The sequence below is a fragment of the Erythrobacter sp. A6_0 genome (genome assembly GCF_017744235.1).
In the GTDB taxonomy this organism is placed as follows: domain Bacteria; phylum Pseudomonadota; class Alphaproteobacteria; order Sphingomonadales; family Sphingomonadaceae; genus Qipengyuania.
Window position 1 is genome coordinate 223,787 of the sequence record NZ_JAGHQR010000001.1, and the last position, 12,450, is coordinate 236,236.

General features: G+C 63.2%; 11 protein-coding genes. 2 read left to right on the forward strand and 9 right to left on the reverse strand.

What is annotated here, in order from left to right; all coding sequences use genetic code 11:
* Positions 1-32: 32 nt before the first annotated feature.
* Genes J7347_RS01195 through J7347_RS01215 form a run of 5 tightly spaced genes read right to left on the reverse strand, consistent with a single transcriptional unit; the run spans position 33 to position 3,710 of the window.
* Entirely contained in the window at positions 33-431 is a 399-nt protein-coding gene (locus J7347_RS01195; protein WP_209160549.1) for a hypothetical protein, read from the reverse strand.
* Positions 428-1,303, reverse strand: a complete 876-nt coding sequence (locus tag J7347_RS01200) for a F0F1 ATP synthase subunit gamma (RefSeq protein ID WP_067678502.1) — start codon at positions 1,301-1,303, stop codon at positions 428-430. The genes J7347_RS01195 and J7347_RS01200 overlap by 4 nt, the downstream gene beginning before the upstream one ends.
* 9 nt (positions 1,304-1,312) lie before the next feature.
* Positions 1,313-1,606 (reverse strand): putative quinol monooxygenase, encoded by a 294-nt coding sequence (locus tag J7347_RS01205; RefSeq protein WP_067678500.1) that lies wholly within the window; start codon positions 1,604-1,606, stop codon positions 1,313-1,315.
* Between the two features lie 7 nt (positions 1,607-1,613).
* Complete coding sequence (gene atpA / locus J7347_RS01210; protein WP_209160550.1) at positions 1,614-3,143, reverse strand: F0F1 ATP synthase subunit alpha; 1,530 nt, start codon at positions 3,141-3,143, stop codon at positions 1,614-1,616.
* A 12-nt stretch (positions 3,144-3,155) separates the two neighbouring features.
* Positions 3,156-3,710 carry a F0F1 ATP synthase subunit delta gene (locus J7347_RS01215; protein ID WP_209160551.1) on the reverse strand — a complete coding sequence of 185 codons (555 nt, stop codon included), beginning with the start codon at positions 3,708-3,710 and terminating at the stop codon, positions 3,156-3,158.
* Between the two features lie 206 nt (positions 3,711-3,916).
* On the opposite strand from J7347_RS01215, the gene J7347_RS01220 reads away from it, so the two are divergent.
* A complete protein-coding gene (locus J7347_RS01220; RefSeq protein WP_209160552.1) occupies positions 3,917-4,756 on the forward strand; it encodes a TauD/TfdA family dioxygenase in 840 nt (279 codons plus the stop codon).
* Positions 4,757-4,763: 7 nt separating this feature from the next.
* Here the strand turns inward: J7347_RS01220 and J7347_RS01225 are convergent, their stop codons facing one another.
* The gene (locus J7347_RS01225) at positions 4,764-6,356 is read right to left on the reverse strand and encodes a serine protease (RefSeq protein WP_209160553.1); all 1,593 of its coding nucleotides are present in this window, start codon (positions 6,354-6,356) and stop codon (positions 4,764-4,766) included.
* An 83-nt stretch (positions 6,357-6,439) separates the two neighbouring features.
* On the opposite strand from J7347_RS01225, the gene ada reads away from it, so the two are divergent.
* The gene (gene ada, locus J7347_RS01230) at positions 6,440-7,498 is read left to right on the forward strand and encodes a bifunctional DNA-binding transcriptional regulator/O6-methylguanine-DNA methyltransferase Ada (RefSeq protein WP_067678491.1); all 1,059 of its coding nucleotides are present in this window, start codon (positions 6,440-6,442) and stop codon (positions 7,496-7,498) included.
* A 155-nt stretch (positions 7,499-7,653) separates the two neighbouring features.
* On the opposite strand, the gene J7347_RS01235 is transcribed toward ada, so the two are convergent.
* The 3 genes from J7347_RS01235 to J7347_RS01245 all read right to left on the reverse strand — a co-directional run bounded on the left by J7347_RS01235 (position 7,654) and on the right by J7347_RS01245 (position 12,371).
* Complete coding sequence (locus J7347_RS01235) at positions 7,654-9,033, reverse strand: NAD-dependent succinate-semialdehyde dehydrogenase (protein WP_209160554.1); 1,380 nt, start codon at positions 9,031-9,033, stop codon at positions 7,654-7,656.
* A gap of 159 nt (positions 9,034-9,192) precedes the next feature.
* Positions 9,193-10,767 carry a cryptochrome/photolyase family protein gene (locus tag J7347_RS01240; RefSeq protein WP_209160555.1) on the reverse strand — a complete coding sequence of 525 codons (1,575 nt, stop codon included), beginning with the start codon at positions 10,765-10,767 and terminating at the stop codon, positions 9,193-9,195.
* A gap of 44 nt (positions 10,768-10,811) precedes the next feature.
* Entirely contained in the window at positions 10,812-12,371 is a 1,560-nt protein-coding gene (locus J7347_RS01245; RefSeq protein ID WP_209160556.1) for a hypothetical protein, read from the reverse strand.
* Positions 12,372-12,450: the final 79 nt, after the last annotated feature.

Genomic DNA, 12,450 nt, shown 5'->3' on the forward strand with positions numbered 1-12,450 from the left:
CCTAGGGAAACGGGTGAGGGGGGAAAGGTCGCTTATTCGACCGTACAATCTTCAGGGATATCGACGAGAGCGTATCCATCACCGCGAGCGGCAATGATCGATTGCCGCTCCGTTTCAGGCGTATCGCCATCGAGCGTGTAACGGCAGGTGAACGAGGTGCCATCGGCTTCGGCAGTGCATTGCGCTTCGACGACTTCGGGCGCTTCCTGGCACTGTGCGAGCGCCAGCTGGACTTCCGCAATGCTGGGCACATTGCCATCCGCACCGACGACCTGCGCGGCAGGATCGGTCTCACCGAGATCGTCGAGTGTTCCGGTCGCATAAGCCTCCACCGGTTCATCCTCGACCGGCTCGGCGCAGGCCGACAAACCGTACGCCGCGAAAGCGAGCGCTGCGGCGCCGCGGGCAAGCGAGGCGCGGATCGCGATCACAGCGCTTCCGCCCCGGCGATGATTTCGATCAGTTCGGTTGTAATCGCGGCCTGACGGCTGCGGTTGTACTGGATGGTCAGATCCTTGATCAGATCGCCCGCATTGCGCGTGGCATTGTCCATCGCGGTCATCGAGGCGCCCTGTTCGCTCGCCTCGCGCTCGAGCAGCGCGCCGAACAGCTGCGTCTTGACGTAACGGGGCAGCAATTCCTCGAGAATGCCTTCCTCGTCCGGCTCGTATTCGACCACGGCATCGCCGGATTTCGGCGCGTCGCTCTCGATCGAGGGGACGGGGATCAGCTGGTCGACCGTCGGATCCTGCACCAGAGCGCTCTGGAACACCGGATAGACGAGGTGCGCGACGTCGAATTCGCCCTTCTCGAACCGTTCGATCAGATCGTCGGCGATCGCTTCGGCTTCGTCGAAACCGGGGGTGCGGACCTCGGACGTGTCGAAATGCTTTTCGATCCGGTCGGCATAGTCGCGCTTGATCGGCGCGCGGCCCTTCTTGCCGACGAGGTAGAACTGCACGTCCTTGCCTTCGTTGAGAAGCGCGCGCGCCTTGACCTTGGCGGCCTTGACGATGTTGGCGTTGAGACCGCCGCACAATCCCTTGTCGGTGTTGACCACGACCAACAGATGACGCTTGTCCATGCCCGTGCCTGCCAGCAGGCGCGGGGCGGAGCCGCCCGAAATGCGCGAGGCGAGGCTGGCCATGACGCCCGCCAGCCGCTCCGAATAGGGGCGCGCCGCTTCGGCCGCAGCCTGCGCACGGCGCAGCTTGGCCGCTGCGACCATCTGCTTGGCCTTGGTGATCTTCTGGGTCGACTTGACCGAGTTGATCCGGCCCTTGAGTTCCTTGAGGCTTGCCATGTCCTGAGTTCAGCCTTCCAGCGCTTTTACTTCCACGAGTTCCGGCGCGGATTGCAGCCAGTTCTCATATTTGGCGAAAACGTCTTTCGTATAATCCTGAGCATGGTGGAAATCGAAAGCATCGCGATCCGCCCACTCTTCGAAAATCATAATCGTGCTCGAACCGTCAGCTGCACGGCGCGGTTCGAACGCGATGCACCCTTCTTCGCCACGGGTCGCGGGAACGATGGCAGCCACGGCGTTGCACGCGGCGTCCATGTGCTCCTTTTTGACCGGGATCGTGGCGAAGACGGTATAACTCATTCGGCGATCAGGCGAACTGCTTAGCGAAGGTGTCGAGCGCGCTCACCACCTTACTCTTCGTGTCGTCTTCGAACTTGCCGGTGGTGCGAATCGTTTCCAGCACGTCGGCATGCTCGCTGCGCATATAGCTCAGCATGGCGGCTTCGTATTCGGTCACGCGGTTGGTCTCGATTGTGTCGAGATAGCCGTTGGTGCCCGCATAGATCGAAACGACCTGTTCTTCCACAGGCATGGGCGAGAACTGGCGCTGCTTCAGAAGCTCGGTCAGGCGCGCACCGCGGTTGAGCAGCTTCTGCGTTGCGGCGTCGAGGTCCGAACCGAACTGCGCGAAGGCTGCCATTTCGCGGTACTGCGCAAGGTCGAGCTTCATCGAGCCGGCGACCTTCTTCATCGCCTTGGTCTGCGCGGCACCGCCGACGCGGCTGACCGACAGGCCGACGTTGATGGCCGGGCGGATACCCTGATAGAACAGGTCCGTTTCGAGAAAGATCTGCCCGTCCGTGATCGAGATCACGTTGGTGGGAATATAGGCCGAAACGTCGCCCGCCTGCGTTTCGATGATCGGCAGCGCGGTCAGCGAGCCACCGCCTTCGCTCTCGTTCATCTTGGCCGCACGCTCGAGCAGGCGGCTGTGGAGGTAGAACACGTCGCCCGGATAGGCTTCGCGGCCCGGCGGACGGCGCAGCAACAGCGACATCTGGCGATAGGCGACGGCCTGCTTGGAAAGGTCGTCATACACGATCACGGCGTGCATGCCGTTGTCGCGGAAGAATTCCCCCATCGCGGCGCCGGTATAGGGCGCAAGATACTGTAGCGGAGCGGGCTCCGACGCGGTCGCGGCGACCACGATCGTGTAGTCCATCGCGCCGTTTTCTTCGAGCGACTTGACGATCTGCGCGACCGTCGAACGCTTCTGACCGACGGCGACGTAGATGCAGTAGAGCTTCTTCTTTTCGTCGTCCGACTGGTTGTTTTCGCGCTGGTTGATGAAGGTGTCGATCGCCACCGCGCTCTTGCCGGTCTGACGATCGCCGATGATCAGCTCGCGCTGGCCACGGCCGACGGGAACGAGCGCGTCGATCGCCTTGAGGCCCGACTGGACCGGTTCCGAAACGGATTCACGCGGGATGATGCCCGGAGCCTTCTGTTCAACGAGGCGGCGTTCGGTCGTCGCGATCGGGCCTTTGCCGTCGATCGGATTGCCGAGCGCGTCCACGACGCGGCCGAGCAGGGCCTTGCCCACCGGCACGTCGACGATGGTCTGCGTGCGCTTGACGCTGTCGCCTTCCTTGATGTCGTTGTCCGACCCGAAGATCACCGCGCCGACATTGTCGGCTTCCAGGTTCAGGGCCATGCCCTGCACGCCGTTGGCGAATTCGATCATCTCGCCGGCCTGCACCTTGTCGAGGCCGTGGATGCGGGCGATCCCGTCACCCACCGACAGCACGGTGCCGACTTCGCTGACTTCGGCTTCGGTGCCGAAATTGGCGATCTGGTCCTTGATGACCTTGGAGATTTCTGCGGCGCGGATATCCATGATGTAAGTCCTTTAGGCCTTCATTGCCTGGGAAAGCGAATTGAGACGGGTGCGGATCGAGCCGTCGATCCGCTTCGATCCGATGGTGACGACAAGGCCGCCGAGCAGCTCGGGGTCAACCTTGGTCGTAAGCTTGACGGTGCGACCTTCGCGAGCGGTCAGCTTGGCCTTCAACTGGTCGAGCTGCGTGTCGGTGAGGGCGTGCGCGCTGGCGACTTCGGCGCTGACTTCGCCGCGCTGGGCAGCGGCGATGGCGCGGAACGACCGGATGATGGCGGGCAGTTTCGACAGGCGGCGGTTCTGCGCCAGCGTGCCGAGGAAATTCTGGGTCAGTTCCGACAGGCCCATGATCGCGGACACGCCCCATAGCGCCTTGTTCGCGGCATCGCGCGACACTTTGGGGCTGGTGGTCAGCATCGCCAGTTCGGACGATTCGGAAAGGCCGGCCTCGATCTTGTCGAGATCCGATTCGACCGCAGTCACGGTCCCGCTCTCGCTCGCCAGATCGAACAGGGCGGACGCATAGCGCCCTGCTAGGCTTGCCTGTATACCGGCGGAAGTCTCCACGCGCTCTCGTCCTCTCGGGTGACGGAAAAAATACCGATGCGAAACGCCGGCCGTGTCGAGTGGGCTATTGCCACCCCGGCCAGGCTGGCGCGCGACTAGCACCGGGTCTGCAAATTGGCAACCGGCTGTCCTTCGCGAATGCGGTCGCCCTGCTTTGCCGACCTCCGGCAATAGGGTATATTCGCGTGGATGTGGGGAGAGAGACCATGTCCACCATCCTGCGAAGCGAACCGTTGGCGCCCGAATGCGGCGTGACCGTCCACGATGTCCAGCTGGCCGAAGCGGAGGGCGAAACGCTCGATGCGATTCGGCAAGCGGTGTTCGAACATGGTGTGGCGGTGTTTCGCGGCCAGTCTCTCTCGCCCGAACAGCACATCGATCTGGCGAAGCGCTGGGGCGGGATCGACATCAACAATTATTTCCCGCTTACGGACACTCATCCCGAAATCGCGGTGGTGCGAAAGGCTGCCGAACAGCAGACCAATATCGGCGGTGCCTGGCACACCGATCACAGCTACGATCAGGTTCCGGCCATGGGATCGATCCTGGTCGCGCGCACGCTTCCGCCGAAAGGAGGCGACACACTGTTCGCCCATATGGGCGCGGCCTACGATGCGCTGGACGAGGATACCAAGCGCGAGATCGAAGACTTGGAAGCGTTCCACACCGCAGACCATGTCTACAAGGAGGGCGGAATTTATGCCCGGACCGATATCGGCGGTGAGTTACGCGGCCAGGATCTTCAGACCGGCGCGACTCACCCGGTCGTGGTGCGCCATCCCCGGACCGGGCGAAAGCTGCTCTACGTCAATCCGTCCTTCACCGTCACCATCGTCGGGCGCAGCCGCGAAGACAGTCTCCCGCTGCTGGAACGTCTCTTCGCCGAAGCGCGCAATCCGGACCACCACGCGCGCGTCGTGTGGGAGCCGGGCACGGTCGCGATCTGGGACAATCGCACCACCTGGCACAATGCGCTGAACGATTATCAAGGCCACGCGCGCGAAATGCACCGCATCACTCTGACGGGCGAAAAGCTGGCGGCGTGATCCGCACTCAGTCGGTGACCGCCTCGCATTCATAGACCAGCCGTTCGTTTGGGCTGGAGGGCAGGGCGGCGAGCACGCCGCTTTGCATTTCGCCGAGCGTGGTCGCCGCGTCGTCCGCCTCGCAGCTCGGGGCATTGTATTCGCCGCGTGCGGAGCGGGCGGCGGCCATGGCGTTGCGCGCGAGGAGATAGCGCTCGGTCCGGAAAATGCCGCGCTCGGGATCGAAGCTGTTCACCGCCACCGCCATCTCGTCGTTCGGCACAAGCGCGCGCGACCATGTTCCGCCTGATCTGCCGTACTGGGTCCGACCGTTGACGCAGCCTTCGGGCGACCAATCGAAGCGCACTTCGCCGGTCTGGGCGTTGGTCACGCGGCTGCGCTGCGTGTCGAGACGGCACACGAAGCTGCGCGCTTCGGGCGATGCCGTGCCGCCTTTCGTTGGATTGCCGGAGTCGCGGTCCTGCATGACATTGGCGACGCGCCGGTCGATCTCGTCGATCCCCGGCCGGGTGAGATGGACGAGAAGGGCGATAACGATCGCGCCGATGCCGAAGGCCAACGCCACGCGGTTGCGAACTGGCCAGCCGCTGGGAGTCGGCTCATCTTCGTCGGGCTGGGGCGGGCGGCGCTTTTCGAACGCCCACCAGATCGCGCCCGCGCCGATCAGCAGCAGCACCATGCTCGCCAGCATCCGGTCGTCGCGCTCGTCGCGCACCTGCATTTCCGCCTCTAAGCGCGCGCGATCCAATCGTTCGCGCTGTTCCTCGCCGCGCGCCGCCATGTCCTGGCGCGCCGCCGCCTGTTCGCGTTCCAGCCGGTCACGCTCCTCGTCTTCCAGATCGGCGAGGCTGCGGCAGGCGGTGTCGTTGGTGCGGGCGGTGACGTCGTGGGCGCGCAGAAACGGGATCAGCTCGCGGTTCGAGACCGCGAAGAAGAATTCCGCGTCCGATCCGCCCGAATCTGCGCCGAAGCTGTTGACGCCGAGCACGCGCCCGCATCCGTCGAGCAGCGGACCGCCCGAATTGCCGCGCGCGATGGGGGCGGTGTGCAGCACGGTGTCGAAATTCCGGCTCGGGCGCATTCCGGCAAGGAAGCCGCGGCTTTTCACCGGCGGCTGGCTCTTGAAGATGTCGCCGATCTCCAGTCCCTGCGCCCGGTCGACATTCATCGGATAACCGACCGCGAAAGCCTCGCCGCTGTCCGAAACCGTCCCGCCCGCCAGCGTCAGCGGCGGCAGGCGTAGCCCGCTGGTGATGCGTAGCAGCGCAAGGTCGCTGCGCGGATCGACCGCCACGATTTTTGCATAGCCCGCGTCCGCCCCGTCCGAGGGGACGATCCCGATGCGCAGGCGATCGTCCATCATCGCATCGCGCACGACATGGGCGTTGGTCACGATCCGGTCCGGCGCAACCGCCCAGCCGGTGCCGTGACCGATGGGATAGACCTCTTCGCCGTCGGGCGTATCCTCAATGCCGATGATCACCACGCGCACCACGCCGCGCGCCGCCGCGTCGATATCGGCGGGTTCTGCGTGGAGAGGCGATTGGAGCATCGCGACCAGCGCGGCCAGACCGAAAAGCAGGGCGAGAAAGCGGGCCATCGCCGCAGCCTCTACCGCGCGGCGGACATTGACCGCAAGCTTCGGGATGCGCGGTTCGGCGGGGCGCGCTATCGCCCCGTCTCATGGCGAGCGAAACGATTCCCCTGACCGACGACGAGTGCTGGCGGATCGCGCTGGCGAAGGATCGCGCCTATGACGGGCACTTCGTGACCGGCGTGCATTCGACGGGCATTTACTGCCGCCCATCCTGCCCGGCGCGGGCGCCGAAGCGCGAGAATGTCCGCTTCTATTCCTCCCCTCCCGAAGCCGAGGCGGCAGGCCTTCGCGCCTGCAAACGGTGCGCGCCAGACCAGATCAGCCGCGAGGATAGGGCGTTGCGTGCCGCGATCGCGGAGATCAAGGCCGCAGCGCAGGCTGGCGATACCACGCCCTCGCTCGGCGAGCTTGCACAACGGGTCGACTACTCGCCCGCGCATTTTCAGCGGCTGTTTTCGCGGGCCACCGGACTGTCTCCTGCCGCCTATGCACGCGCCCTTCGCGCAGAGCGGGCATGCAGCGCGCTGGGCCGGGCGGACAGCGTGACGGACGCGATCTACGATGCGGGGTATAAGGCGCCGAGCCGTTTCTACGCCGATACGGAAGGACGATTGGGCATGGCTGCAAGCGATTGGCGGCACGGTGGACGGGGTGTGCGCATAGCCTGGAGCGTGGTCGAAACGAGCCTGGGAGCGATGCTGGTCGCCGCGACCGACAAAGGCGTGTGCTGCCTCGCTTTCGGGGAGGGTGAAGCCGATCTGCGCGCTCGCTTTCCCGAGGCCGACCTCGTCGCGGCTGGAGACGATTTCCGCGCCCTGTTCGCGCGCGTCGCTCAAGCGGTCGAACGCCCGGGCACCGGCGCGGACATACCGCTCGACGTGAAGGGCACTGCGTTCCAGCAGCGCGTCTGGCAGGCGCTGCGCGAAATTCCGGCGGGCGAGACCCGCAGCTATGGCGAACTGGCCGCCGCGCTCGGCAACCCCAAGGCCAGCCGCGCGGTCGGCGGCGCGAACGGAGCGAACCATGTCGCAGTTCTGATCCCGTGCCACCGCGTGATTGCGGCGGATGGCGGGCTGGGTGGCTATGCCTATGGGACCGAGATCAAGGCGGAATTGCTCAAGCGGGAAAGGCCCGATCGGGCCTGAGCTTCGCTTGCGCGTGGTCAATCGTATCGAGCATTTTACGCGCGTCTCAGGTCGTCGAGAGGCGTCGCAACAGCGCGGTCGAACCGTATCGATAGATCGGGGCGAGCAATTCGCTAGGGATCATCCCGAACGGACGCTCGCCCCTGATATGGCAATCAATCGCTGCCGATGAAGATCGCCTTGGCGTTGGCGAATTCCTTGACACCGAAGCCGCCATGTTCGCGGCCGTAGCCCGAATCCTTCACGCCTCCGAAGGGCATGGACGGATCCGCGACGCCATAGGTGTTGATATAGACCATGCCGGTGTCGAAATGCTTCGACGCGAGTTCGATCGCGCGTTCGGTGTCGCCACACAGGATACCGCCGCCAAGGCCATAGCGGCTGTCATTGGCGATACGCATCGCGTCCTCGTCGTCCTTGGCGCGGATGACGCTGGCCACGGGGCCGAACAATTCGTCGTCATAGGCGGGCTGGCCGGGCTCGACATCGGTCAACACGGTGGCGGGATAGAAGGCGCCCGGACCGTCCGGCACCTTACCGCCACACGCGATCTTGGCGCCCTTCGAAACAGACTTTTCGACCTGTTCGTGCAGATCCTTGCGCTGATCGACCGAGGACATCGGGCCCATATCGGTACCTTCCTTGGTCGGATCGCCGGTCTCGACGCCTTCGAAGCGGGCGACGAATTTCTCGATGAAGGCATCGTAGACCTTGTCAGTAACGATGAAGCGCTTGCCGTTGATGCACGTCTGGCCGTTATTATAAAGGCGCGCCTGCGCGCAGACCTTGGTGGCGAGATCGAGATCGGCGTCTTCGAGCACCATGTAGGCATCGTTCGAGCCCAGCTCCATCACCGTCTTCTTGATGACCTTTGCGGCCTTTTCCGCCACGTGACGGCCCGCCCCATCCGAACCGGTCAGCGTCACGCCGCGCACCTTGTCGTGCGCGATGATCTCGTCCGAGGTATCGTGATCGATGACGAGCACGGTGAAGACATTGTCGGGAAGGCCGCCTTCCTTGAAGATCTTCTCCAGCATCAGCCCGCTGCCGACGCAGAGCGAGGAGTGCTTCAGCAGCACGCCATTGCCGACCATCAGGCTGGCGATGGCGTAGCGGACGACCTGATAGGACGGGAAGTTCCAGGGCTGGATGCCGTAGATGACGCCGATCGGCGAATAGGTGACGATGCCGCGCGCCGCGTTGTTAGGATCGCGCTTCTCGTCGGCCAGCTCGCTGGGCCCGGTCTTCGCGGTATAGTCGCAAATCCCTGCGCACAGTTCGACTTCGTCGCGGCTGTCGCCGATCAGCTTGCCGACCTCCGCGGTCATCAGCTGGGCCAGCTCTTCCTTGTTGTCGCGCAGGGCCTTGCCAATGCCCTTGATGATTTCGGCGCGCTCTTCGAGGCTGCGCGTCTTCCATTTCGTGAACGCCTCGTGGCAGGCAGCGACCTTCTTGAAGGCTTCGTCCTTCGTCATCTGCGTATAGGTTTCGATGTCCTTGCCGGTGGCGGGGTTGACGGTTGTGACAGTGGCCATGAATGGGGTTCTTTCCTGTTGGAGTTACAGGAATAAGGGGCGAGAGGGCCGATCGGTTCCGTTTCGCAACCGGGTTTCCGGCTGTTGGGCGACGGGTTGCAGCCTGCATAGGGCCACCCGTTCGACAGGCTTCGTCTCAGGCCGCCTGAACTGGCCGGATCATTCCTCGCGCGCCCAGCCGCCGCCGGCCGGATCCAGCGTGGCGAGGAAGCTATCCGCGCTGTCGAGATATTCCTTCTTCCGATCGTCATCCATCCGATCCCAGGTCGAATAGATCCGTCCGATGCGGTGATTGCTCTCCAGCCGGTCGCGATGGCGGTCCATGAAATGCCAGTAGAGCGGATTGAACGGGCAGGCGCCTTCGCCGGTCTTCTTGCTGGGAGAATAGGTGCAGTTCGAACAATAGTTCGACATCTTGTTGATGTAATTCCCGCTCGCCGCATAGGGCTTGGACGCCAGCTTACCGCCATCGGCATAGAGGATCATCGCGGCAACGTTGGGCAGTTCCACCCATTCATAGGCGTCGGCATAGACGACCAGATACCAGTCCTGCACCTCGCGCGGATTGATCCCCGCCAGCAGGGCGAAATTGCCGAGCACCATCAAACGCTGAATATGATGCGCGTGGGCGTTGTCGCGCGCCGACCGGATACAATCGGCAAGGCAGGCCATGTCGGTCTCGCCCGTCCAGTAGAATTCGGGCAGGCCGCGCTGGGCGTTGAGCGCATTGGCCTTCTGCAGATGCGGCATCTGATGCCAGTAGAAGCAGCGGATATATTCGCGCCAGCCGATCAGTTGACGGATGAAACCTTCGACGCTGTTGAGCGGTGCGTTTCCATCCTCATACGCTTTTTCGGCGCGCTGGCACAGTTCGAGAGGGTCTAGCAGGCCGATATTGATGCTGGTCGACAGCATCGAATGGAACAGATCGTCCTCGCCGCAGACCATCGCGTCCTGAAACGGCCCGAATTTCTCGATCCGCTCGGCGAAGAAGGCATCGGCGGCTTTCTCGGCCTCGTCTCGCGTGACGGGCCAGCGGAAGTTCTCGAGACTGCCGAAGTGATCGCCGAAGCGATCCTCGACCAGGTCGATGCAGGCCTGCGTAATCTCGTCGGGTTCGAATTTCGGTCTTTCGGGCGCGGAGAGGCCTTCCTTGGGCGGCTTCCTGTTCTCGCTGTCGTAATTCCATTCGCCGCCTTCGGGCTTGCCGTCCTCCTTCATCAGGAGCCCGGTCTTGCGGCGCATCTTTCGGTAGAAGAATTCCATGCGGAGGCTGTCGCGATCCTCGGCCCAGTCCTCGAATTCGGATTGCGAGCAGATGAAGCGATCGTCGCGCAGGATTTCGACCTCGCAGGCGAACTTGTCCGCCCATTGCTCCATATCCTCGCGCACGCGCCACTCGCCCGCTTCGACCACGCTGACGAGGCGCGGCTCGTGCCGCTCGATCGCGCGGGCGGTTTCGCCGGTGAAGCTGCCAGCATTGTCCTCGGCGTCCAGCTTCACGTAATCGACCGTCCAGCCGGCATCCTCCAGCTCGGCGGCGAAATGGCGCATGGCGGAAAAGATCAGGACGATCTTCTGCTTGTGATGCTTGACGTAGGTCGCCTCGTCCCAGACCTCCATCATCAGGACGACCGTATCGTCTTTGGTCCGCCCGCGCAGCGAAGCCAGGGTGCGGGTCAGCTGATCGCCGAGAATGGGAACGAGGACGGGGCCGGTGCTGTCAGATGCCATGCGCGCCTAACGGTTCATGGGCACAGGCGTTTCCGGACGGAAAATTACCCGGCCTTCGTACTCGCGCCGCTTTCCTCTTCATCCTCTTCGCTCTCGATCGCGATGGCGCCGACAGGGACGGGGCCGCCACCGGCCTTGGCCTGTTCCAACCGGGCGATCGCGTCCTTGGCCGAACGATTGTCGGAGTGGGGGTTGTTGGCGATGATCTTGAGCAGGGCGATCGCGGAATCGTAGCGACCCTCGGACGCGTAATGCATGGCGAGGGCGGATCGGAACTCGGTCGATTCAGGCCGGAAACCGAATGCGGTTTCCAGCGCCGGACCGACCATCGCGTCACGCTCGCCAGTCCGCTGGAAGGTCTGCGCATAAAGGTAAAGCGCCAGAGGATCGCGCGGGTCGAGCCGGTTCGCTGCAAGGAAGGACGCGCGTGCTTCTCCCCACAGGCTTTCGTCGGCCTCGTCGGCTTCTTCGCCATGATCGAACGGTTCGAGAAGGATGCGGCCGTTCAGGACATGCGCGCGCGCCAGATCGGGATCAATGGCAAGGGCACGATCAATCGATCCCTGCGCCGCGGTGAAGTCGTAGGACGGTTCCGCCTCGCCCTCGCTGCGATGCGCGAGGCGGTAGTCGAGTTCGGCAAGCTGCAGCCATGCGAGCGCCGAGTTACGTTCGGCGGCAAAGCGCACCAGTCGTTCGCGCACCTTCATCGGTTCGGGCGAGGCCAGCCGGTCGAGCGTCAATTCGACCAGTTCCGAAGCCTGGTCGTCCAGCGTGGTGACGGTTATGGCGTCGCGATAGGGGATCGACTTGTCCGATTTCGAATATCCCATCGATTTGCGCACATATCCGCGCAGCGATCGTTCGAGTTCGCCCAGATCGCCGAAATTCTTTTCTGCGGCGGCCAGATTGTCCATGCCCGAATTGATGTCGCGCAGATACCGCATGATCTGATTGCCACGCTCGTCCGGATCCGAATAGAGCATGTGGGTCAGCGCCCAAGCCCAGCCATAGAAAGCCGATGTCTCCGCTCCGTTCATTCCCGAATACGTGTCGGACAGCAGCCGTTCGATCGGAATGTTCGGACCGTTCTGGACCGAGTAGGCGCGATGATGGGCGGGAAATCCGAACGTCCAGTCGCCGTTCCGCTTGAACTCGGCGGTCGAGACGTACTCCGCAAACCCTTCCACGAACCAGGCGGGGGCCGGAATGGCGAAATTGTGGAACATGAAATGGTGTGCGTATTCGTGAAAGAGCACGCGCTTGCCGCTAAGATCGGTGCGATCGCCGCCAAATTCGCGATTGCCCACGGCAAAGGTCTGGCCAAGGCGCACGGAATAGAAGCCCGCCGCACCCTTGTGCAGCGCATCGACCGCGTTGGAATTCCTCAGCAGATAGATCGTCAGCTTGGCGGGATCATCCTTCGCCGGTCGGCTGAATATCATCCGCAGCAGCGCGTCGAATTTTTCGACCTCGTGCGTGAAATCTTCAAGCTGGCCCGCGCTTCCATCCGAATAGATGGTGAAGTGATGCGAATCGGCGCGATGCCACGTTTCTGCCGCAGAAACAGCATTTGCCCCTGCAACGCTCAAAAATACTGCGAGCATTGCGATGCTCTTGCGATAAAGAACCGATTTCATTTCTGACCCCAACGTCCCGGTAGTCAATACAGACTATCAAAGATGG